Origin of the sequence: Mesoflavibacter sp., assembly GCF_964226795.1 — a bacterium.
Taxonomy (GTDB): Bacteria; Bacteroidota; Bacteroidia; order Flavobacteriales; family Flavobacteriaceae; genus Mesoflavibacter; species Mesoflavibacter zeaxanthinifaciens.
Genome location: NZ_CAXQQP010000005.1, coordinates 223,254 through 246,966 on the forward strand (window position 1 = coordinate 223,254; position 23,713 = coordinate 246,966).

General features: G+C 31.1%; 23 protein-coding genes and 1 tRNA gene. 13 read left to right on the plus strand and 11 right to left on the minus strand.

From position 1 onward, the window contains the following. Nucleotides 1–10 precede the first annotated feature (10 nt). From ACEQT4_RS03265 to ACEQT4_RS03275, 3 genes are read right to left on the minus strand one after another with little or no spacing between them, the layout of a single operon-like run. Nucleotides 11–1,183, minus strand: a complete 1,173-nt coding sequence (locus tag ACEQT4_RS03265; protein ID WP_370225994.1) for an efflux RND transporter periplasmic adaptor subunit — start codon at nt 1,181–1,183, stop codon at nt 11–13. A gap of 12 nt (nt 1,184–1,195) precedes the next feature. Further along, nucleotides 1,196–2,515: a TolC family protein gene (locus ACEQT4_RS03270; protein WP_370225995.1), complete on the minus strand. Its 1,320-nt coding sequence runs from the start codon at nt 2,513–2,515 to the stop codon at nt 1,196–1,198. A 20-nt stretch (nt 2,516–2,535) separates the two neighbouring features. Next, on the minus strand, nt 2,536–3,141 hold the full coding sequence (locus tag ACEQT4_RS03275) for a TetR/AcrR family transcriptional regulator (RefSeq protein WP_304142474.1): 606 nt from the start codon (nt 3,139–3,141) through the stop codon (nt 2,536–2,538). 118 nt (nt 3,142–3,259) lie between these two features. On the opposite strand from ACEQT4_RS03275, the gene ACEQT4_RS03280 reads away from it, so the two are divergent. Then, nucleotides 3,260–4,234 (plus strand): polyprenyl synthetase family protein, encoded by a 975-nt coding sequence (locus tag ACEQT4_RS03280; protein ID WP_370225997.1) that lies wholly within the window; start codon nt 3,260–3,262, stop codon nt 4,232–4,234. After that, a complete protein-coding gene (locus tag ACEQT4_RS03285) occupies nt 4,234–4,584 on the plus strand; it encodes a hypothetical protein (RefSeq protein WP_370225998.1) in 351 nt (116 codons plus the stop codon). Before ACEQT4_RS03280 ends, ACEQT4_RS03285 begins: the two co-directional genes overlap by 1 nt. Nucleotides 4,585–4,604: 20 nt before the next feature. On the opposite strand, the gene ACEQT4_RS03290 is transcribed toward ACEQT4_RS03285, so the two are convergent. Next, nucleotides 4,605–5,102, minus strand: a complete 498-nt coding sequence (locus tag ACEQT4_RS03290) for a cytochrome c (RefSeq protein ID WP_370225999.1) — start codon at nt 5,100–5,102, stop codon at nt 4,605–4,607. 94 nt (nt 5,103–5,196) lie between these two features. Then, complete coding sequence (locus ACEQT4_RS03295; RefSeq protein WP_370226000.1) at nt 5,197–5,742, minus strand: alpha-ketoglutarate decarboxylase; 546 nt, start codon at nt 5,740–5,742, stop codon at nt 5,197–5,199. Nucleotides 5,743–5,858: 116 nt separating this feature from the next. Between ACEQT4_RS03295 and ACEQT4_RS03300 the strand changes: the two genes are divergently transcribed. From ACEQT4_RS03300 to odhB, 3 genes are read left to right on the plus strand one after another with little or no spacing between them, the layout of a single operon-like run. Next, a complete protein-coding gene (locus ACEQT4_RS03300; RefSeq protein WP_370226001.1) occupies nt 5,859–8,615 on the plus strand; it encodes a 2-oxoglutarate dehydrogenase E1 component in 2,757 nt (918 codons plus the stop codon). Between the two features lie 18 nt (nt 8,616–8,633). Then, nucleotides 8,634–9,005 carry a DUF3887 domain-containing protein gene (locus tag ACEQT4_RS03305; RefSeq protein ID WP_370226003.1) on the plus strand — a complete coding sequence of 124 codons (372 nt, stop codon included), beginning with the start codon at nt 8,634–8,636 and terminating at the stop codon, nt 9,003–9,005. 33 nt (nt 9,006–9,038) lie between these two features. Then, nucleotides 9,039–10,286, plus strand: a complete 1,248-nt coding sequence (gene odhB, locus ACEQT4_RS03310; RefSeq protein ID WP_106677385.1) for a 2-oxoglutarate dehydrogenase complex dihydrolipoyllysine-residue succinyltransferase — start codon at nt 9,039–9,041, stop codon at nt 10,284–10,286. A gap of 706 nt (nt 10,287–10,992) precedes the next feature. Here odhB and ACEQT4_RS03315 read toward each other — a convergent pair. The 6 genes from ACEQT4_RS03315 to ACEQT4_RS03340 all read right to left on the minus strand — a co-directional run bounded on the left by ACEQT4_RS03315 (nt 10,993) and on the right by ACEQT4_RS03340 (nt 18,256). After that, entirely contained in the window at nt 10,993–11,634 is a 642-nt protein-coding gene (locus ACEQT4_RS03315) for a response regulator transcription factor (protein ID WP_027879502.1), read from the minus strand. A 39-nt stretch (nt 11,635–11,673) separates the two neighbouring features. Further along, nucleotides 11,674–12,126: a retropepsin-like aspartic protease gene (locus ACEQT4_RS03320; protein ID WP_106677388.1), complete on the minus strand. Its 453-nt coding sequence runs from the start codon at nt 12,124–12,126 to the stop codon at nt 11,674–11,676. Further along, entirely contained in the window at nt 12,110–14,665 is a 2,556-nt protein-coding gene (locus tag ACEQT4_RS03325) for a CHAT domain-containing protein (RefSeq protein ID WP_370226004.1), read from the minus strand. The genes ACEQT4_RS03320 and ACEQT4_RS03325 overlap by 17 nt, the downstream gene beginning before the upstream one ends. Nucleotides 14,666–14,687: 22 nt before the next feature. Continuing rightward, nucleotides 14,688–16,646: a PKD domain-containing protein gene (locus ACEQT4_RS03330; RefSeq protein ID WP_370226006.1), complete on the minus strand. Its 1,959-nt coding sequence runs from the start codon at nt 16,644–16,646 to the stop codon at nt 14,688–14,690. 105 nt (nt 16,647–16,751) lie between these two features. After that, nucleotides 16,752–17,741 carry a hypothetical protein gene (locus ACEQT4_RS03335; RefSeq protein ID WP_370226007.1) on the minus strand — a complete coding sequence of 330 codons (990 nt, stop codon included), beginning with the start codon at nt 17,739–17,741 and terminating at the stop codon, nt 16,752–16,754. Between the two features lie 74 nt (nt 17,742–17,815). Continuing rightward, nucleotides 17,816–18,256: a hypothetical protein gene (locus ACEQT4_RS03340; RefSeq protein ID WP_370226009.1), complete on the minus strand. Its 441-nt coding sequence runs from the start codon at nt 18,254–18,256 to the stop codon at nt 17,816–17,818. A 138-nt stretch (nt 18,257–18,394) separates the two neighbouring features. Between ACEQT4_RS03340 and ACEQT4_RS03345 the strand changes: the two genes are divergently transcribed. The 8 genes from ACEQT4_RS03345 to ACEQT4_RS03380 all read left to right on the plus strand — a co-directional run bounded on the left by ACEQT4_RS03345 (nt 18,395) and on the right by ACEQT4_RS03380 (nt 23,711). Beyond that, nucleotides 18,395–18,976, plus strand: a complete 582-nt coding sequence (locus ACEQT4_RS03345) for an RNA polymerase sigma factor (RefSeq protein ID WP_106677396.1) — start codon at nt 18,395–18,397, stop codon at nt 18,974–18,976. Between the two features lie 4 nt (nt 18,977–18,980). After that, on the plus strand, nt 18,981–19,730 hold the full coding sequence (locus ACEQT4_RS03350) for a tetratricopeptide repeat protein (protein WP_370226010.1): 750 nt from the start codon (nt 18,981–18,983) through the stop codon (nt 19,728–19,730). Between the two features lie 64 nt (nt 19,731–19,794). Beyond that, entirely contained in the window at nt 19,795–20,562 is a 768-nt protein-coding gene (locus ACEQT4_RS03355) for a TatD family hydrolase (RefSeq protein ID WP_370226012.1), read from the plus strand. Nucleotides 20,563–20,582: 20 nt separating this feature from the next. After that, nucleotides 20,583–21,614: an asparaginase gene (locus ACEQT4_RS03360; protein ID WP_370226013.1), complete on the plus strand. Its 1,032-nt coding sequence runs from the start codon at nt 20,583–20,585 to the stop codon at nt 21,612–21,614. A 75-nt stretch (nt 21,615–21,689) separates the two neighbouring features. After that, nucleotides 21,690–21,777, plus strand: a tRNA-Ser gene (locus tag ACEQT4_RS03365). Between the two features lie 73 nt (nt 21,778–21,850). Next, nucleotides 21,851–22,630: a MotA/TolQ/ExbB proton channel family protein gene (locus tag ACEQT4_RS03370; RefSeq protein WP_027879492.1), complete on the plus strand. Its 780-nt coding sequence runs from the start codon at nt 21,851–21,853 to the stop codon at nt 22,628–22,630. A gap of 34 nt (nt 22,631–22,664) precedes the next feature. Continuing rightward, a complete protein-coding gene (locus ACEQT4_RS03375) occupies nt 22,665–23,096 on the plus strand; it encodes a hypothetical protein (protein ID WP_027879491.1) in 432 nt (143 codons plus the stop codon). A 3-nt stretch (nt 23,097–23,099) separates the two neighbouring features. Continuing rightward, a complete protein-coding gene (locus ACEQT4_RS03380) occupies nt 23,100–23,711 on the plus strand; it encodes an ExbD/TolR family protein (protein ID WP_370226014.1) in 612 nt (203 codons plus the stop codon). Nucleotides 23,712–23,713 lie beyond the last annotated feature (2 nt).

A 23,713-nucleotide genomic window follows, 5' to 3' on the forward strand; every position in this document is an offset into this window, starting at 1 on the left:
GGTTGATTTTTTAGTATTTAATGACTTTAACTGTTTGTCCGTCTTTTACGCTACGAGCACCTTCTTTAATAATTTCGGTACCGTTTTTAATGCCTTCAAGCACTTCTATAACATCACCTTGTGTTTTACCAGTTTTGATGATTACTTTAGTAGCAATACCTTCTCCGTTTTTATTTTTATCTTTAATAGTATAAAGGTATTGCTCGCCTTCTGCATTTTCAGATATAATGCTTAGTGGTACTAAGAGCGCTTCTTTGTTAGTATAATCGTTAATTTTTAATTTGGCAGTTAAGTTTGGTTTAATGTCTTTGTCTTTATTAGGAACAGGAACTTCAATTTTAAATGTTCTGTTAGCTGGGTTTATATAATCTCCGGCTTGTCTAATTTTGGTGTCAACAGTTTTGTTAATTACAGGAATTGAGACTGTAACATCTTTACCTTTGGTTACATCTGTTATGTAACTTTCTGGTACATCTGTTTCTATGTACATATCATTTAGATTAACAATGCGCATAAGCGGTGTTTGTCCTGCAGCAACAACGCTTCCTTGTTCTGTAATGACATCGTCAATAGTTCCTGAAAAAGGAGCTTTTACACTAGTTTTTGAGACTTGTTGTTGTAGTTGATTAACAGCTTCTTGTTGCGCTTCGTAATTTGATTTTGATTGTAAGTATTGTATCTCGCTACCAATGTTTTGATCCCAAAGACGTTTTTGACGCTCAAAAGTTGTACGCGCTAAATCTGCTTGAATTTTTAATTGTGCCAATTGTTGGCTTAATCCGCCATCATCAATTTTTGCTAATAATTGTCCTTTGCTTACTTTTTGTCCTTCTTTAACGTATACATTTGTTAGTATGCCATTAAATTCTGGTGTAATAACTAATAGGTTTTTTGTGGTTACGTTACCTTGAATTTCTAATTGGTGATTAAAAACTTCAGTTTTGGCTGTAATTGTAGTAATTAATGGTACTTTTTTTACAGTGTCTATTTTTGCAATAGCTTCATCTAACTGTTTGATTTTTGCATTAATTTCTTCTTGATTTTCTACAAGCTCTGCGCGTTTAGCTCTAATGGTTTCTAGATTATTAGTTTCTAAAACACTTTCTACGGTATTTTTCTTTTTATCACCGCCACAAGCTACTAATAATAGCGATGTAAGGATTATTAATTGTATATGTTTCATTGTTTTAAGAGTTTAGTATTTGGTTGTTGTGTTGGTTAATGTTTCTAATTCTGCTTTGGTGTTAATTACGTCTAACATAGCTTGTAAAAATTCTTGTTGTGCTGTGTATAGTTGTGTTTGTGCTTGTCTTAGTTCAAAACTAGAGCCAACACCTTCAAAAAATTTGGTTTGATTTTTATTTTCGATTCTCTCGGCAAGATTAAGATTTTGCTTTTTGTTTTCGTATTCTTCTGTTGCTAGAATAAAATCGCTTTTAGCAGCTTCAATTTGTAATTTTAATTGTTGCTCGGTTTCATCTAGATTTATTTGAGCTTTTTCTAAGTTAATTTGTGCACGTTGTGTTGCTGCACTACGCATACCAGAACTAAAAATTGGGATGTTTAATGAAGCGCCAAATGTAGCTGTACCAATCCATTTTTGCTGATCTGATAAGAATTTAAACTCGTTATTATTCCCAATATATGCACCGCTTAAAAAGGCACTTAAAGTTGGTAGTGCTTTACTTTTTTCAAGTTTTAACAGTAATTCTTTAGAGGTTTTATCGTTGGCAGCTATCTTATAATCAATTGTGTTTTTTACATCTGCATCTTCTATACCGTCTTGAAGTATGTTTTTTACAGTTAGACTTTCTAAGTCGTCGGTTAAAATTATTGGAGTATTATAGTCTAGACCTATAGTTATACTTAACATTTGATAGGCTAGGTTTTTTAATCTTTTAGTATTGTTTAAGTTACTTTGCACACTAGATAATGTTATTTGTAATTGCTCTACACTTTCTTCTTCTTCTAATCCATTTTCATAGATTTTAGTGGTTTCATCTAAATTTTTCTGAAGAATTTTAATGTTATTCTCTAAAATTGAAACACTTTCTTCTGCCATTAATACGTTTCCGTAGGCATTAATTACTGCTTTTCTAACTTCTAAATCTGTTTTTGCTTTAGAGTTTTTAGAAATTTCTAAATAGACTTTTGCAGATTGTAATCCAACTAAATAAGAACCATCAAATAGTAACTGACTTAATGTTGCCGAGGCATTAACAGAGTTTTTTGCTCCAAAATCTGGGATACCATCTTGGTTAAAATCTACAGATTCAAACTGTTGTTTGATAAGGTTTTGATAGTCAACAGCAGCGTTAATTTGAGGTAATCCTGTTGCGGTAGTTTCCCATTTTTGTTTTTTTGCTGCTTCGATATCTAAAGTAGCATTTTTAGCTTGCCTGTTATTTTCTAAAGCAAAATCTATAGCTTCTTGTAAGCTAAAATTTTGTGGTGTCTCTTGGGCAAACCCAAAGTAAGACACTGTGATTATTAGTAATTTGAATAACGATTTCATTTATATTCTTTTGGTAGTTTTTATGATTGATTTATTTCTGTTAGTTCTTTTAAAATATCTAAGCCTTTTGATGTACAAATTCCACGAACGTGATATTCTAAATAATTATCCATTAACATGTTCATTGAGAAATTTTGTAAAGGAAATAATTCTCTATCCTTTAAAGACATCATACTATTAAAGTATAGTCTAGATATAAATTGAATGTTGATGCTTTTTCTATATAATCCTAATTCTACACCGCGATTTAAATTATTTACAACACAATCTTGCATTAAGTAATATTGCTTTTGCTTTAACGATTCGAAAATTTTTGGATAATACTTTTGAAGTTGATGTTGAGGTGAAGATTTTTCGTCTTTCAAATGTTCCATTATAAAACGTTTGATTTCATAAATTTCTTCAATAGGATTTTTCTCTAAAGAACAAATACAATTAATGCCTTTAGATATCATATCAAACATATGCAATGTTGTAGCTTCTACTAGCTTTGTTTTATTATCAAAATGTTGATATATAGTTTTTTTTGAAATACCTAAAGCATTAGCTATATCATCCATTGTTACACTTTTAAACCCATAGTTTAAAAATAAATCTGCTGATTTGTCTAAAATATTCTCTCTCATAATCTGGGCAAATGTACGTCAGGAAACTTTAAAAACAAAAAAAGTTTCCTAAGTTTTAATGATTTTTTAACATGCGATTATTTTAGTTTAATATGTCTAATTGCTTTATTTTTGCAGGATGCAAAATATCTCTAATTATCAAAAAGCGTTTATAGCGTATTTACAGCAATACGCAAAGCCAAAACAGCCAGAAAACTTATATAATCCTATAAATTATATTCTAGAATTAGGCGGAAAAAGATTAAGGCCAGTACTAACTTTAATGACTGCCGAAATTTTTGATGCTAACCATAAAGATGCTTTTGATGCAGCATTAAGTGTAGAGATTTTTCATAATTTTTCATTAGTGCATGATGATATTATGGATGATGCACCATTACGTCGTGGACAACAAACTGTACATGAAAAATGGGATATTAATACAGGTATTTTGTCAGGAGATGCAATGCTAATTATGGCTTATCAACTATTTGAAAATTATGAGCCTAAAACGTTTCAAGCATTAGCTAAATTATTTAGTAAAACAGCTCTGGAGGTTTGTGAAGGACAACAATACGACGTAGATTTTGAAACAAGAGATGATGTTACTATCTCAGAATACTTAAAAATGATTGAGTATAAAACAGCTGTGCTAGTTGGTGCAGCTATGAAGATGGGAGCTATTGTAGCAAAAACGTCTGAAGAAAATAAAGAAAGCATCTATCAATTTGGAAGATTGTTAGGTATAGCTTTTCAGCTTCAAGATGATTATTTAGATGCATTTGGCGATCCAAAAACGTTTGGAAAGCAAATAGGAGGAGATATAATTGAAAATAAAAAAACATATCTGTATTTAAAAGCATTAGAGTATTTGGATGCAGATAAAAAAAGGCAATTAGAGCAATTATATTCGGTTCAATTAGAAGATAACAAAGATAAAATAGAAACTGTAAAACAGTTTTTTGTAGAAAGTGGATCTGCAAAAGCAACTCAAAATGCTATAGAAGAATATACAAATAAAGCATTTAAGATTTTAGATGAATTAACTATCTCTGGAGAAAAAAAACAGCTATTAAAAGATTTTGGAATGGGATTAATGACAAGAAAAGTCTAATGAAATTACCAGCAACATTTGAAAACTTAATTGAAGACGCCACAAAATTAAATTTGTATAAAAAATTAGTCTCTCAACTAAATAAAGATTTTTTATACGCTAATCTAGATTTAGATTTTGATGAAGATATCTTACCAACTAGTTTGAAGTTGTTGTTGCAAGACACGATATATAGATTAATACAAGAAAAATTTACAGAATATCTTAATTTGCTATATATAATTGATGTGCCAGAACATCAAATTAAAGCTTTAGATGGTAACGATGCTTTACAGTTAAGTGAAAACGTTTCATTTTTAATCCTAAAAAGAGAATGGCAAAAAGTATGGTTTAGACACCAATATTCTTAATGTCTAAACCATTATTAATTTTAGAGTGTTCTAAAATATTCTAAAACAACTCTAGCATCTTTTTCTGTCAAACCTTGATTGATCATTGGTGTACCGTTAAATTCTTTAAGTAAGTCTTTTGCTAAAGGATCTTTTTCAAGCATTTCTTCTGGGTTTAAAATCATGTTCATAACCCATTCTGGCGTGCGTCTTTTTAAAATGTCTTTAGGAGCTGGACCAATAAATTTTTTATCAGCTCTATGACAAGCAGTGCACATTTTGTCGTAAACTTCTTTACCATGAGCAACCATTTTTTGATCAATGTCATCAGTAAGTTTAAGCTCTTTAATTGGTCCAACACCTTTATTAGTTAAATCTATAGTGTTAGAAGCTAATTTTTTATTTGTTGTAGTTTTTTCGGTTTTAGTTGAAGAAGTACGTTTGTAAGAAAAACCTTCTTTCTTTTTTTCTTCTTTGCCTCCACAACTAAAAATTAATATTGTTGTTAATAATAAAAGTGTAGATTTTAATTTTGACATAATTCAGATATTTTAATTTGATCAAAAATAAATCTAAGTCTAAAAGATTAAGGTGACTAAAATCACATAAAAATTAAAATAATTTTCATAACACTTAAAAAAGAACTCTAACAAAAGGCATCCATGAGTTTGCATAAATACTTTTGTTATCGTCATATAAAACGTCATATCTTATGCCAAAAGTAATGTTGTTTGTACGGTAACCAGCACCTATAAAAAGAGCAGGATACCAATAATTATCATCTAGATTATTAGAAAAGTTACCTTCAAACTTTCTATTAACATTTAAAGCTTCAAATTCAGTAGAAAGTTGTATTTCATTTATAGGATTGTAAATTCCAATAACGCTACCTCCAAAAATTGTAGATTTATAAACATTTTTTTGTCTATTATACGTCCCATTTAAACCAACACCTAATCCATATTTACTATTAAATTGATAGATAGCATTAGGTGCTAAGGTGGCGCTAAAAAAACCATCGCCTGTACTTAAACCAAAACCGCCACCAAATCTTACGTTTTCCCAGAAATCACTTTTGTTTTTTGTTAAATTTCCTTGACAAAATGATAAACTCGTAAAAAACACACTAAATATTAGCAATAATTTAAAATGAAGTTGTTTTAAGTGGATATTTTTCATAATCATCAATTTAGTTAAATGTAAACGTTATAAATATAATAAAACCATCGCTATATTTGGTAAAAGTTGTATTTTTGATAAAATTTTGTTGAAGCGAACACGACTTACACATAATAATGGATAAATATTCCTTTTTAAACGCAGCACATACAGCATATTTTGCTGAATTATACGATCAATATTTAAAAAACCCTGACTCTGTAGAGCCAAGTTGGAGAGCATTTTTTCAAGGTTATGACTTTGGAAGTGAGAACTATGGAATGGAAGGAGAAATTGTAGAAGGTGTCTCGGCACAAATACCAGAGCATCTTCAAAAAGAATTTCAGGTAGTAAATTTAATAGATGGTTACCGTAGTAGAGGTCATCTTTTTACTAAAACCAATCCAGTTAGAGAGCGTAGAAAATACGCGCCAACATTAGAACTAGCAAATTTTGGTTTGTCTGAAGCAGACTTAGATACCCAATTTAATGCAGGTGAAATTTTAGGTATAGGCACACAATCTTTAAGAGAAATTTTAAAACACTTAAATAGTATTTATTGTGATTCTATTGGTATTGAATATATGTATATACGTCAGCCAGAAGAAATTAAATGGATACAAAATAAGTTAAACATAAACGATAATCAACCAAGTTTTACTGCCGATCAAAAAAAGCATATTCTAAAAAAGTTAAACGAAGCTGTTTCTTTCGAAACCTTTCTGCACACTAAATACGTTGGACAAAAACGTTTCTCTTTAGAAGGAGGAGAATCGTTAATCCCTGCATTAGACGCAGTAATAGAAAAAGCAGCAGAGCTAGGTGTAGAAGAATTTGTAATGGGTATGGCACACAGAGGTCGTTTAAGTACCCTAACAAATATCTTTGGTAAATCTGCAAAAGATATTTTTAGCGAGTTTGATGGTAAAGATTATGAAGAAGAAGTCTTTGACGGAGATGTTAAATATCATTTAGGTTGGACAAGTCAACGTAGTACAGATACAGGAAAAAAAATAAATTTAAGTATAGCGCCTAACCCTTCGCATCTAGAAACAGTAGGAGCAGTGGTAGAAGGTATATCTAGAGCAAAACAAGATCAAAAACATAAAGATAACTTTAGTAAAGTGTTACCAATTGTAGTACATGGTGATGCAGCAATTGCAGGTCAAGGTTTAGTTTACGAGATTGTTCAAATGGCTCAACTTGACGGTTACAAAACAAATGGAACTATCCATGTTGTTGTAAATAACCAAGTAGGATTTACAACAAATTATTTAGACGCCAGATCTAGTACCTATTGTACAGATGTTGGTAAGGTAACCTTGTCGCCAGTATTACACGTTAATGCAGACGATGCAGAAGCTGTAGTACACGCAATGTTATTTGCTTTAGATTTTAGAATGAAATTTAATAGAGATGTATTTATAGATTTATTAGGTTATAGAAAATATGGGCATAACGAAGGAGACGAACCTAGATTTACCCAACCAAAACTATATAAAGCAATTGCAAAGCATGCAAATCCTAGAGATATCTATGCAGAGAAGCTAATTAATAGCGGAGTTATAGATAAAGATTACGTAAAGCAATTAGAGACAGATTATAAAGACAAACTAGAAGAAAAATTAGAAGATTCTAGAAAAGAAGATAAGACAATCATTACTCCATTTATGGAAGACACGTGGAAAGATTTTGTACGTGTAGACGAAAAAGTAATGATGCAAACTGTAGATACAACTACAAGTAAAGAGAAGCTTGCAGATATAACCAAAGTAATATCAAACTTGCCAGAAGATAAAAAGTTTATCAGAAAAATAGAAAGATTAATCCAATCTAGACAAACCATGTTTGACGAGAACAGGTTGGATTGGGCTATGGCAGAGCATTTAGCTTATGGTACTTTACTAGCCGAAGGTTACGATGTACGCATAACAGGACAAGATGTAGAACGTGGTACTTTCTCTCACAGACATGCAGTTGTAAAAGTAGAAGATAGCGAAGAAGAAATAGTATTACTAAATAATTTAGATAATAATCAAGGTCATTTTTATATTTATAACTCATTATTATCAGAGTATGGAGTTGTAGGTTTTGACTATGGTTATGCTATGGCTAGCCCAAAAACATTAACCATATGGGAAGCTCAGTTTGGAGACTTTAGTAACGGAGCGCAAATAATGTTAGACCAATATATATCTTCAGGAGAAGATAAATGGAAAACACAAAACGGACTAGTAATGCTTTTACCTCATGGTTATGAAGGTCAAGGAGCAGAGCACTCCTCAGCTCGTATGGAGCGTTACTTACAATTATGTGCAAAAGACAATATGTTTGTTGCCGATTGTACTACACCTGCAAATATGTTCCATTTGTTAAGACGTCAAATGTTATCTAATTACCGTAAACCATTAATAGTGTTTACACCAAAAAGTTTGTTACGTCATCCAAAATGTGTTAGTACGGTAGAAGAGTTTGCTAACGGAAGTTTCCAAACGGTAATCGAAGATACTTCAGTAAAAACCGAAGATGTAAAAACATTAGTATTTGTAACAGGAAAGTTCTATTACGATTTAGATGAAGAAAGAGAAAATCTAAACCGAAACGATGTAGCTATAGTAAGGATAGAACAGTTGTTCCCGTTACCTGTAGAAAAAATAAGAGAAATTTTAGATAAATATAAGCATGTAGAAGATGTGGTTTGGGCACAAGAAGAGCCAAGAAACATGGGCGCATACATGCATATGATGATGCACTTAGAAGAGGCTAAAAACTTTAGAGCAGCATCTAGAAGACCTTACGGTGCACCAGCAGCAGGAAGTTCTGTAAGATCTAAAAAACGTCATAAAGAAGTTATAGATTTCGTTTTTGACAAAACAAAAAATAACCAGCGATAAGCTTTTAATTCAATAAAGATGAAAAAAGGAATAGTATTAATTGTAGCTATGTTAAGTTTTGCAATAGGGTTTTCTCAAGATACAGAAAAGACTAATTATAAAACAACGGTAGATATCTTTACAAAACATTACAATAATGATAATTACAGAGCTATTTATAACATGTTAGATGATAATTTTAAAAAAACGTTTACTTTAGAAAAAGTAAACACTTTTTTTAAAAATGAAATTAATGCTGAAGCTTTAGGTAAAATAAAAAGTAGAGAGTTAAAAGATATAGTACGAACAGGACATACCTATATAGTAACATTTGAAAACGGAACTGGCGAAGCGTTTTTTCTTCTAGATGAAGTAAACAAAATCAAAGGATTCCAACTTAGTAAAAAATAAAAAAACAAAACACAAGCATAAAATTATATTACAATGATTTTAGAAATGAAAGTGCCTTCTCCAGGCGAATCAATCACAGAAGTTGAAATAGCAGAATGGTTAGTTCAAGATGGTGATTATGTAGAAAAAGACCAAGCAATTGCAGAGGTAGATAGCGATAAAGCTACCTTAGAACTACCAGCAGAAGCAAGTGGTATTATTACCTTAAAAGCTGAAGAAGGAGACGCTGTAGAGGTAGGACAAGTTGTTTGTTTAATCGATACTAGTGCAGAAGCGCCAGAAAGTACAACCTTTAAAGGTGGTGACGAAGGTGGAAATAGTAATGCAGAAAAAGATGTAGCACAAGATCAAAAATCTACACCTAATACAGAAGAAAAAGCACCAAACCCAGCAAAAGAAACTTATGCATCTGGTACAGCAAGTCCTGCTGCAAAGAAAATTTTAGCAGAAAAAGGTATAGAAGCAAGTGCTGTGCAAGGTACAGGTAAAGATGGTCGTGTTACAAAAGATGATGCAGTAAAAGCAGTTCCATCTATGGGTACTCCAACAGGAGGAAATAGAGGACAATCTCGTAGCAAAATGTCTATGTTACGTCGTAAAGTAGCAGAACGTTTAGTAGAAGCTAAAAACACAACAGCAATGTTAACTACATTTAACGAGGTTAACATGACACCAATTTTTGAATTACGTAAACAATACAAAGAAGAATTTAAATCTAAACACGGAGTTAGTTTAGGGTTTATGTCTTTCTTTACATTAGCAGTTGTAAGAGCATTAAAAATGTATCCTGCTGTTAACTCTATGATAGATGGTAAAGAAATGATTTCTTACGATTTTGTAGATGTAAGTATTGCAGTATCAGGTCCAAAAGGACTAATGGTACCAGTAATAAGAAATGCAGAAAACCTTTCCTTTAGAGGTGTAGAAGCAGAAGTAAAACGTTTAGCTTTACGCGCTAGAGATGGACAAATTACTGTTGATGAAATGACAGGTGGTACATTTACAATTTCTAATGGAGGTGTATTTGGAAGCATGTTATCGACACCAATTATTAATCCGCCTCAAAGTGGTATTTTAGGAATGCATAATATTATTGAGCGTCCAATAGCTGTAGATGGAAAAGTAGAAATTCATCCAATGATGTACGTTGCATTATCTTACGATCATAGAATTATTGATGGTAAAGAAAGTGTTGGTTTCTTAGTAGCTGTAAAAGAAGCTTTAGAAAATCCTTCTGAGTTATTAATGGATAACGATATTAAGAAAGCATTAGAACTTTAAAAAAGTAAATAGGTTATAAAAAAAAGAGCTACTATTTAGTAGCTCTTTTTTTATGCTTTAAAGGCAGTATAAGTTAAATGCAACCACTGCAACTGCTAGTAATATGATACATAATATAAACATACTACTGTATTTTGATCTGCTTGTGTCCATTTTGTTGTTTTTTTAATTTAAAATTAAAACCCTGCACCATTATATGATGCAGAGTTAAAAATATAATTCTCCCTAAGAACTAATTAATAGCATTGTAAAGGTAATTGTAATGTTTATTAAATAAAATACGTACTACTACGTATATTTACGAAAAAATAACGAAACTTCTAGTTGTAATAAGTAGAAAAGCCCTAAACAAAGAGGCATGAATAGGGCTTTTAATCAATTCTCCCAAAATTGATTTTAATAGCGAGGCTAAATTATATGATATAAAATTCTTACAAAATACGTAGGTCTACGTATATTTACGAAAACATTACGAAAACCTTTTTTAATAAAAAAGCCCCAAACCTTGGTTAAGTGGTTTAGAGCCTTTTTCAGTTTTCCCAAAATTGATTAATAGCAATGCTAAAGTAATGCATAAATACATTCTGTGAAATACGTAGGTCTACGTATATTTACGAAAATGTTACGAAAACTCTTAAAAAATAAACCCAAAATAATTGTATTACTTTGGGTTTGCTTAGTTTCTTTTAAATATTTAGACATTGTATTAAGTGTTTTTTATAAACTCTTTGTTTAACTGTGCCCAAATGGCTAGTGCGTTTTGAGAAGCTTTTAAATCTAGTTTTTTTACAATATTGCTTCTGTGCTTTTCAACTGTCCTAATAGAAGAGTTAAGTGTTTCAGAGATTTCTAAGCTTGACATTTCATTAGAAACCAATTTTAAAATTTTTAATTCTGTCGGCGTTAAAAGTTTATTTAAGTTTTTGCTAGAATAATTAATTTTTGAATTTAAATATGAAGCAATTTCTTGGCTAAAATAAGGTTCACCTTTTATAGCGCTATTTATGCATTGTTCAATTTCTTCTATAGCAAATTCTTTTAGTATATAACCATAGACATTGTATTCTTTAGCTTGATCAAAAAGGTGTTCTTCATTATCAAAAGTTATAAGTATTACCTTTGTAGGTAAATTGTTTTTATAACATGCTTTTGCAACTTCTAGTCCAGTCATACCTGGCATTCTTATATCTAAAAGCGCTAAATCTGGCTTAAGTTTTACAATATGGTTGTAGGCTGTTTTTCCGTCTTCTGCACTACCTATTATATTAAATCCTTTTGAAGAAATATAATCGGATAAACCTCTTAACATTAAAGGATGGTCATCTGCTATGACAATAGAAACACTCATTTATTGTAGATTTAGTTAATTTAAAGTTATAAAAAATGTTTACTTAAACTTCTTCAGGTAAAGATATTTTTTATTGTAGTCTATAATGGCTTTTATTTTTTTTAAAATATCTGCACCGATAATTCCATCAACAGGTTTAGAGTTATGATTTGTTAAAGCTATATTTACATGACTTAAATCAAATAGAACAAGAGATACTTTGTCTATTTTAAGTCGTCCAATTTTTATTTTATTTTTTTTTGAAATTTGAGTAGCCATATCTATTGCTCCCGCACCTGCAGCTAATATTTTGGAATCTTTAACTTTTTTTAAGTCAAATTTTTCTGCAGCTTCAAATCCTACACAGCTATTAGAAGCACCAGTATCAAGAATAAACAATCCTTTAACTCCGTTTATGGTAGCTTTAATTTCAAAGTGATTAGTTTTAGTAAGTTTTAACTTTACACGAACATAATCTTGTCCTAATAAAAAATCTTTAAGCTTGTCTTCCATGTTTTTGTTTTCTAATAACAGACCATAAAAGTAATGTAATAGCTAAACCAATAAAAGTAAAAAGTAAGTAAATTAATATAGATGATTTTCCTTTAAACGTGGTTGTTCCATAATAGACAAAAGCACTCCAATAATAAGGCGATTTTTTTGCGTTAGTTATTGACTTATCATCTAAATATTGCTGTTTAGATTTTTGATTTGCTATAGCTACAGATTCAAATTTGTTATAGTTTTTGTAAAAGTTATGCATAATTTGGGATGTAGATTTGTCATTAACTTTCCAAAGAGAAAATATTAATTGATCAATGCCTGCATATTGAAATCCTCTGGCTAAACTCATACTGCCTTCACCCTTGTTTAGTTTACCAATGCCAGTCTCGCATGCACTTAAAACAACTAAATTATTATCTAATTGTTTTGTGTATAATTCATTTAAGTACAGATTGTCGTCTGCAAACTGGATATTTGCGGGTATACTAAAGCTACCTGCATCTGCATGTGTAGAAAAATGTAAAATCCCATAATTATCCGCTTGTATAAAAGCGTCTTTTTTAGTTGCATTAGTGTACATTAAAAACTTGGCATCTGTAAATTGATCTATACTTTTTGCTTCGTCTTCAGAAAAAGTTAATGCCTTTTTAGTGTTTTTAAACACAGGAAATATTCCTAATACATGATCATCAAATTCTGGTTGCTTTCCTTTTAAGAATATTTCTGCGCTTGTGTTATAAACAATGCATTGTTTTTTTATTAAAAAAGGCATTTTGCTATAATTGGTTGTCTTTGTTTCTTTTGAAAGCAAACTTTCAAAAGGAATAAAATTTAAAAAACCATCTGGTATTACTATAAGGTCATTAGAAGCTTTTACACGATTTAATTTTAATTGTTGATACATGTTAAATGAATCTATTGTAAACTTAGATACATCATTGTTTATGGCGTTTGGCGAATTAAAATAACCTATAAAATTAGAAATTGAAGTATCAAAAGATTTGTCTCTTTTTAGTTTGAAAAACTGCAAAGATTTATCTGAAATGATGAAGGTGTAAATATCATTTTCACCATAAAAATATTCGACTAAAGACGCTTTTTCTTTTTTTAGTTTTTGTTTTAAATCATCAATAAAGTTTTCATTTTTATCGTTGGGGTAACTTAAGTCAATTTTGTTTTTTAGTACTTTTAAGTCGTTGCTTATTTTGGATAATTTATAGCTTAGGTCATTAACTGTTTCAGATTTTTTTTCAAATTCAGCTTTTATAAGTTGATTGGTTAAATCTGCTTGTTTCGTTAATAAAACTTGTTCTCTTAATAGCAAAGTATCTTTTGGGTGAAGTTGTAAAAGACTTTTTTTAGCAATAGTTTCTTTTAAAATTGATGCTTTGTTTTTTTCGGCATAAGCCAAAGCTTTTACAATAATATTTGGCGTTTTTAAGGTTTTAAAATCTTGATAAAGTATGGCTATACAAGCCTCACTTCGTTTTCTGTTTTTATCTGCATGACGCAATTTTGCTTCTTGAGAAGTAATATTTTCTGTTAATAAATTGGAGACATAAAAACTACGGTCGTAACAATCTAAAGCATTTATACTGCTAATTTGAATATTGCCAAGTAAATCAAAAATATCAATAAACGTATTTTCTGCATATAAATCTTCGTATTTGGGTAAGATATTTGCGTCATGGTTTGGTAATAAAACGTTTAAAGCATTTTTTAGCTCTAAAGCACAAGCATTTTTATGGTCTAATTTTAAATGAAGTTGCGCATTAAGCACGTGTAATTTGGCAATTGCTCTGGCAGAGAATTCAGGCTTACTATATTCCTCTGTAATTATTTCGCGTAAGTGCAATAATGCCTGTTTGTAGTCTTTGTTTTTTAGGGCTAGATTATATTTTACTTCTGGATTTTTGGTATTTATGGTAGTGACTTCAGATTTGTTTAAAGCAATCTGACTGTTGTTTTTTATGGCTAATAATTTTTCTTTTTTAGAAGAAGTTAAGCCAGAAACTTGAAGTACGTTTTCTGAAGTTTTTATGGCTTCATCAAATTTTCCTGCTGTAAAATATAATTGTGCTAAATTGATGGCGCCTGCAATACGTTGTGGATTATTTTTGTTTTTTTCAGCGATAAAAATGTATTGCTTTATTGTGTTTTCTGCATTGGTGTAATCGCCAACTTTATTATATAAAATACCTAATGGTTTTAGACAATAGTCTATTACGTCATAGTTTGTAATAGTGCTTAATTGGTATTTGTTGTAAATATTCCAAGCAGTTTGATAAGCCAAAATAGCTTGTGGTTGTTTGTTTATATTGTCTAAATAATGTCCTTTATTAATCAATAAAAAGAAATACGCTAACTGCTCATCAATAGTTTTGATTTTTGGTCTAAAATCTGTTTCTTTTTTTAGTAAAGTTGAAAAACTTTCAGCAGTTCTATTAGTATTAAAATTTTCTGTAGCCACATAAATAGCCTCTTCTAAATCTTGAGAAAAAGCAGTAGAAAAGCAAAATAGAAGAAGGAAAATGAGGCTGTATTTCATTTATAAGTTAATTCGTTTTTTATCAAAATTTCCAAATCGCATAAAACTGCATATAGTTGTAATTGTCTTTAAAATTAAAAATGTATCTAGCACCAATGCTTGGTCCGATTCTGGCAAAACCAGCTGTAGCTTCAACTAAAAAACCACTTCTAAAATTGGTAAAAGATGCTTTGTTTTCAGTAGATATAGTTTCGCTACTAATCAAAGCTCCAGGAACCGTATTTATGTTTTCGTAATCTTCTATGGTTGTTGTTGTGCTTTCTTTTTGACTTACCGAAATCATACCTTGTAAACCAGCACCCAAACCAATGTAATTATTAACGTTATACCTTAATAAAACAGGAACTTCCCAATCTATATTGTTATAGCTGGTAGATGTTGTTGTGCGTCTAAAAAGTAATTCGCCAGTAGCACCATTATCTGTAAACTGCTCTGAAATTTGAGTGCTACCATCAAACTCATGCAAACTATTTAATAACTCGACTTGCCAATAAAATCGATACGATTTGTAAGGTGAAAGTGTTGCGCCAACAAAATAACTTTTAGAATTGTCTAAATCAAAAAAGTAATTATAACCAGCTTTTGCACCAATAGAAATACCAGGCATAAATCGAGTAGTGGAGTAGTTGGTTATTATAGGTTCGTTTTTATCAAATATGATTGCTGTTCTTGATTTGGTTTTAATTTTATGAAAGTTTTTACCAAACTTAATTCTGTATTTTACAAAACCTTTTGTCGAGTCGTATTCTTTGACATTTTTTTGCTCGCTACCAGGTAAGTAAATGTTTTTAAAGGTGAAAATGGCTTGTTTTTGCGTATACGTAGTATCTAAACAACTGTATTCTACATCGTATTTTGGGCAAATTTTAACCTTAGGGTACATGTCTAAAACCTCAATAGTTGATTTGTCGAAAATCTCTGGAATATCAGTTTCTAAACGGATTGTTCTTGCAGGTCCTTCGCCATTATTTTGAAATTTGATTTTAAATTTTGGCTTTTTATAACGTACCAATCTATAATTCATTAAAAAAGCGCTGGTAGACATTTTGTTTGGATCATGAGAAGTGACTATTTCCATTTCCATGTCTTTAACGTTGTGATTATCGTAATTTTCATCTGGTACGTAAATACCTCTAACGCTAACAATAGCGCTAGTATCTTTAATCATTTCTGGTGTTGTTTTTATGGTGTAAAATACGTTGCGCTCTTCGTTTGGTTGCATGTTTTTAAAGGTAAACGCAGTGCTGTTGTTGTATTTAGCTTTAGATTCTTCCAAGGTTAATGGTAGGTTTTGTTTTTCGGTAGAATCTTGAAGTTTAGATTGTAGTTTAAGTATTTTGTTTTCCGCGGAAGCGTAATAATTATCTGTATCTAATTTGGAAGTGAATACTAAATCTTCGGTGCTAATTTCATTTTCATTATGGTACATTCTGCTTTCTGAAATTTCAAAATTGTCTGCTTTAAATTGTTTTTCGTTATAAAACAGAAAAACTTTACCGTTGGTTACATAATCTTTGGTGTTTTTGTACTTAACAATAATGACAAATTCTTCTTCTGGCACAGGCTCGCGATTGCGTTGTAAATCAAAATTTGTAGTCATACTAGCTTCCTCATTATAGCTTTTATCTACATTGGTAACTTTTATTTTTTTAGGTCTTGAGGTTGGTGTTTTGCCAGTGTCGTAATTGTTGGTTGCCCATAAACGGACTTCGTACTCACCTGGCTTTTTATAGGTTTTTGTAGGGTTGTTTTCTTTGCTGTAGGTGCCATCACCAAATTCCCAGTAATTAGTATAAAACGCTTTAGGTGCTCCAGCAATTTGATTTAATTCTGGCGCGTTTGGTGTAAACTTTACTTGGTTTCCTTCAAATTTATGCTCTATTGTAGCTATGCGTTGCGTGGTGTCTTTTGCAATATTTTCTTGAGAATAGCACAAAACAACAGCAAAGACAGATAGGATTATAGCGATTAAATGTTTCATGACTCTGTGAATTAAGTAATTAAATGTAACGATAATTATTTTGATTTGGTAAAACACAAAAACCAGAAACGTAAATTTCTGGTTTTTGCTAAGTAGGTAAATTGATTATGGTAGCGCATTTATGATTGAAATTAAACTAGCTTCTGAGGTTACTGAAGTGTCTTCAAAACTAAATGTGATTATATCATTTTCTGCAATCGTAACTGCTTTAATAGCATACCTCCATTGACCATTATCTTCGGTTACAAAAATAACATGACACTCTAAACCAATTGGGATTTGTCCATAATGCTCACTGAATAAATTTAGTTCGCCATCATAAGTGTCTAAGGCTGCAAGACCAGTATCTTCTCCGTCATACGATAAATATATAGCACTGTTTGTAAAGTTATATCCTACTGGTGCTTGTGCTTGTATTTGAGTTTTTGGTCTAGGATCACTATAAAAACGATCTACGTTAGACCATCCAAAGTTGTTTAAAAAGGCATAATATTGTCCACCTTCTACAAAAACGCCACCTTGTCCAGTTGCATCTTCAACTTCATCCCAAGTTAGATTATCATCTTCATCAATTGTACCTTCCCAAAGTACCATTTCTGGGTCTGCTCCACCAGTTAAACTTGCTGGTATTGATAAGTTAAATGCGCAGTTTGTATCTAAAATTTGACCGTTTTGAGTCGCTTCGATAAAAAATTCGCCACCAGTTAAAAGCATAGCTTTATCGCCATTAGGCATTGTACCCATTGTAGGTTTGTTAGTGGTTAGCATGTTACCTTTTTCAAAAATTTCAACATACTCAATATCTACGTTACCTGTAATTTCGTTTCCGTTAAGGGTTAAACAATCTCCGTTTATTCCTAATTGCACACCGTTTTCTGAAGTTAATGTAATATATCCGTCGTCAGAATTAAAACTGAAGTTTTGAGTAATATCTGCTAACGCTTCATCTTTAATGTTTTTAAACTCTTGTGCAGTTGCTGGATTTGCTTCAAACGGAGGTAAATCGTTGTCGTCTGTTGTTTTACAACTACTAAATAATAATGTAGTTAATAATAAAGATCCTAAAATTTGTTTTGTGTTAATTAAAGTTTTCATGATTTCTAATTTTTATGTGTTACACGTTTATATAAACAGGGTAATGATTTTGTTACCCTGTTTTTTTATTAATTTTATTTTAATCGTTTACTAGCTATGATTTTATAAGAGATTACGTCTCCTTTGGCAACTAATTGAATCATCTTTTTTGCTGAAACTTCTGAAGTTGAAAATCCTTTAGCTTCACCTTTTTCGCTCTTTACTTCCCAGAAGTACAGTCTGCTTTCTTTTTTATTTAATTCACTTTTTAAAATGAAATAGTTGCTGATTTTTTGTTCTAATACTACTTCGTTTTGTCCAACTAAATTGGCGCGTCTTTTAGCGTCAAATAATGTTTTTGCTGTGCCTCTAAATTCACCAGTAGTTGTTTTTACATACCAATCATAGACTTTTACTAAATCGTCTTTGGTCATTGTTGCAGTTGTTACACTGTTAGGCTCTGTTGTTATTGTTGTAGCGTTAAGGTTTAATAATCCAAATACTACTGTTGCGATAATTAAAATTGTACGTTTCATAATTTCTAATTTTTAAATTGTTGTTTTGTTTTAAGTTGTGTTGCCTTTTTGGCTTATTCACCTTTATATCAAATCCATTTAAAAATTGTTACCCTATTTTGTTCAACTTTTTTTAAATTCGTTTAAAACAAAGGGCTTATGAGTAATAAAAAAGTACACGAAGACCAGAAGTATATAGATGGATTGGTCAATAATAATTCCTTTATCATACAGACTATATATGACAAGTTTGTGCCTAAAGTAATTAACTATGTGAAGCAAAATAGTGGTGACGAAGAGTATGCGCAAGACGTAGTACAAGACACCATTATTACCATTTATAACCAAGCAATACAGAAAAACTTACAGTTAACTTGTCCTTTTGATGCGTACTTTTTTTTATTGTGTAAGCGTAAATGGTTAAATACTTTAAAAAAAATTAATAATAAGGAGGTAACAATTAACGAAGAGGTGTTATCTAAAGATGACGATGCAGCTCAATTTGTGTTTGAAACGTCCATTTTTGAAAACAAGCAAAACCTATTTAATCAAATGTTTGACCAATTAGGAAAAGCTTGTAAAGACTTACTTAATGCAACTTTTAAAATAAAATCTATGGAAGAAGTCGCAGCAAGTCTTAATGTAAGTTACGCTTATGCGCGAAAGAAAAAATCGTTATGCATAGGACAACTAACAAAAATGGTCCAAGAGTCGCCAACGTTTAATCAGCTAAATTATTAATTTTATGGAAGAACAAGATTACATCCTTTTTGAAGATTATTTGTCAGGCAATTTAGATGAAAATGCTACAAATGCATTTGAAACTAGATTAGAAACCGACAAAGCTTTTAAGAAGTCTTTTAGTATATATAAAGATATTTCTGCGCACTTAGATCACGAAATTGGTAACGAAGAAAAAACAATGGATTTTAGAGCTAATTTAGACAGTATATCTCATAATTATTTTTCAAAACTAAATGCGCAACAAGAAGAAGTAAACGTGAAAAAATCATCTGGTTTTTACAAGTTTGCAATAGCTGCAAGTGTTGTGTTGTTACTTGGTTTCTTTGTGTTTAATCAATTTTCGGGCGATCCAAGTTATTCAGATTTTGCTAATTACGATCAAATTAGTTTAACGGTAAGAGGCGATAATGATGCAGTATTAAAAGAAGCTGAAACTGCATTTAATACTAAAAACTATGAAGAGGCAGAGTTGCTTTTTAATCAAATTTTAGAAGAAGATTCTGGTAATACCGAAATTCAACTTTATAAAAGCATCACGTTAATAGAAACCAATCAATTTAGTGAAGCAGATGAATTATTAAAAGGATTATCAGAAGGTAATTCAATCTATAAAAATAAAGCGATGTGGTATTTAGCCTTAAGCAAATTAAAACAAGATAATTTAGAAGCTTGTAAAAACATTTTGAAAAGCGTTCCTAAAGATGCCGAAGATTATAAGCAAGCACAAAAATTACTCAATAAGCTAGATTAAAAATCAATTTTAAATAAGCCTTAAAAAGTCATCTTAAACAAGATGACTTTTTTACTTTTGCAACATGATAATTACAGATACCCATACACATTTATATAGTGAAGCTTTTGACGAAGACAGAGATCAAATGATGCAACGTGCTTTGGACGTAGGAGTGACACGTTTTTTTGTGCCAGCAATAGATAGCACTTACACAGAAGGTATGTTAGCTTTAGAAAAAGATTATCCTAACAATGTGTTTTTAATGACAGGTTTGCATCCAACACATGTAAAAGATAATTATAATAAAGAATTAGAGCATGTAGTAGACATGTTGGATAAGCACAAGTTTTATGCAATTGGCGAAATAGGAATAGATTTATATTGGGATAAATCTACATTATCAATTCAGCAAGATGCCTTTAGACAGCAAATACAATTGGCAAAACAGCACGAGTTACCAATAGTAATCCATTGTCGTGATGCATTTGATGAGGTGTTTGAAATTTTAGAAGAAGAAAAAGCAGATAAATTATACGGTATTTTTCATTGCTTTACAGGTAATTTTGAACAAGCAAAACAAGCGATTAGCTATAATATGAAGTTAGGAATTGGTGGCGTAGCAACGTTTAAAAACGGAAAAATAGATCAGTTTTTAAATCAAATCGATTTAAAACATATCGTCTTAGAAACCGATGCTCCTTATCTAGCGCCAACACCATTTAGAGGTAAACGTAATGAAAGCAGTTACATTACCAAAGTATTAGAAAAATTATCGGATATTTATCAAGTTTCAGAAGAAAAAATAGCAGAGATTACTACAGAAAATTCAAAAGACGTTTTTGGTATTTAATCTAAAAATCATAAATCGAAATGACTAAAACCATACCTAACATACTTTTAATCTACACCGGTGGAACCATTGGTATGATAAAAGACCCAGAAACTGGAGCGTTACGAGCTTTCGATTTTAACAATCTTCTTAAACGCATTCCAGAGTTAAAGCTATTAGACTGTAATATAGAAACCATATCGTTTAAAGATCCAATAGATTCTAGTAACATGCAACCAAAATATTGGACGCAAATTGCTGAAATTATTGAAGACAAATACGAAGATTTTGATGGTTTTGTCGTGCTTCATGGTAGTGATACCATGAGCTATACAGCATCAGCTTTAAGTTTTATGTTAGAGCATTTAGCAAAACCAGTCATTTTTACTGGATCACAATTGCCAATAGGAGATTTACGCACAGATGCTAAAGAAAATTTAATTACATCCATTCAAATTGCATCCCTTCAATATTATAATAAACCCATAATTAAAGAAGTGTGTTTGTATTTTGAATATAAATTGTATCGTGCCAACCGTACTACAAAAATTAACGCAGAACATTTTGAAGCTTTTGCAAGCCTAAATTATCCAGATTTAGCAGAAAGCGGTGTACATCTTAAAATTAATAATGAATACTTGTGGAAGCCAAACCCAAGAAAAGACTTAATTGTACATAAAAATTTAGATGAAAATATTGCGCTTGTAAAACTATTTCCAGGTATCACAAAACAAGTTTTAGAGTCAATTTTTAAAAGTGAAGGGTTAAAAGGTGTCATATTAGAAACTTATGGGGCAGGAAACTGCTCTACAGAACCATGGTTTTTAGATTTATTAAGAGAAACCACAAAAAAAGGAATACATATAGTTAATGTTACCCAATGTTCTGGAGGAAGTGTAATTATGGGAAGATACGAAACTAGCGAAAACCTTAAAAGAATAGGTTTAATCTCTGGAAAAGACATTACTACAGAAGCTGCTTTAGTAAAAATGATGTATTTATTGGGGCAAAATATTTCTCCTAACTTATTCAAAACCATATTTGAAACGTCCTTAAGAGGTGAAATGACCTAAAATTAACGTCTAAAATTTCAGCTTTAGAATATTTTTTTGTTATTTGCCGTGCTGTAAGAACAAATAAGTAATTACAGAGAGGTGGCCGAGTGGTTTAAGGCGCACGCCTGGAAAGTGTGTATATGTTAATAGCGTATCGAGGGTTCGAATCCCTTCCTCTCTGCGTAGTTTTTATTTCAGATTACATAATTTTTTATATCTTTAACACTTTAACTAATAAAATTAAGAAGAACAAAATGAAAAGATTATTTTCTATCCTAGCTATAGCATGTATTATGGCTTTCGGAACAGCTAACGCAACTGCAAATGCTGCAATGACAACTGCAACAACTGTAGTCTTAACTCAAGAAGATTCTAATGAAGCTGCAGATGCGCCAGCTGAAGAATTAGGATTCCACCAAGAACTTAAAAAACGTTTTATAGAAGGTGGACCAGGATTTATGGGGATTGTATTATTATGTTTAATTCTTGGTTTAGCAATTGCTATTGAAAGAATTATCTTTTTAAACTTATCTACTACAAATTCTAAAAAATTAACTCAAGATGTAGAAGACGCTTTACAATCTGGAGGAATTGAAGCTGCAAAAGAAGTTTGTCGTAATACAAAAGGACCTGTTGCTTCTATCTTTTACCAAGGTTTAGATAGAGCAGATGGAGACTTAGAAGCTGCAGAAAAAGCAGTAGTAGCTTACGGAGGAGTACAAATGGGACAATTAGAGAAAAACGTTTCTTGGATTTCTTTATTTATCGCATTAGCACCAATGTTAGGATTCATGGGTACGGTAATTGGTATGATCCAAGCTTTTGATAAAATTGAAGCAGCTGGAGATATGCAACCATCATTAGTGGCAGGAGGTATTAAAGTAGCCTTATTAACTACAGTATTTGGTCTTATCGTAGCAATTATCTTACAAATTTTTTATAACTACATTATTGCAAAAATTGATAGCATCGTTAATGACATGGAAGATTCTTCTATCACTTTAATCGATATGTTATCTAAGTACAAGAAATAATTCACTCAATTACTAACTTTAAAAATTAAAGATTATGCACAAGATTTTAAAAATAGTTGCTTTAGTATTGAGTTTAGCTGGTATAGGTTTATTAATTGGTATTTTAGCAACAGGAGACGAAGCTATTAAAGCAGGAGACAATGCTGTTGTAGACTACATGTCTTATGTAGCATACATAGTACTTTTTATTATCCTTTTATCAGTAATCATTTTTGTATTTAAAAATTTATTTTCAAATACTGGATCTCTAAAAAATACGTTAATAGGTGTAGGAGCATTCTTAGCAGTGCTAATTGTATCTTATGCTGTATCAGGAGGAGATACGATGGTTTACAAGTACGGAGGTAACCCAGCTACAGAAGGAGAATCTCATATGGTTGGAGCAGGATTAATCGCATTTTATGTGTTAATACTAACTGCAGCAGGAGCAATGTTATTCTCAGGTATCAAAAAATTAATAAAATAAATTATGGCAAAAAGATCAGCACCAGAAGTTAATGCAGGCTCTATGGCTGACATTGCCTTCTTATTATTAATATTCTTCTTAGTAACAACGACTATAGAAGTGGATTCTGGTATTAACTCTAAGTTACCACCAGATATTCCGCCACCAGAAGTTAAAATTAAGCAGAAGAATATCTTTACAGTTGAGCTTAACAAGAGCAACCAGATGTTGGTTGAAGGAGATTTAATGGAGATTAAAGATCTTAAAGCTGCTGCATTAAAGTTTATTGATAACGGAGGCGGGCAAAGCGCAGAAGGAGAGAGATGTGATTACTGTAGTGGAGAACGTAATCCAGAATCATCAGATCATCCTACAAAAGCGATTATTTCGATAACTCACTCTAGAGCTACAGATTATGAGACGTTTATTACAGTTTATGATCAACTAGTAAGCGCTTATTCTGAGTTAAGAGAAAGATTATCTCAAAAGCTTTACAACCGTTCTTTTAAAGAAATGGAAGCAACTTATGATGACTCTAAGTCTTCAGAGTTTAAAAGCGAGAAACTAAAAGATAAGATAGAGAATATTAAGAAAAAATATCCTAGAATCATATCTAAAGCAGAACCACAATTTTAATT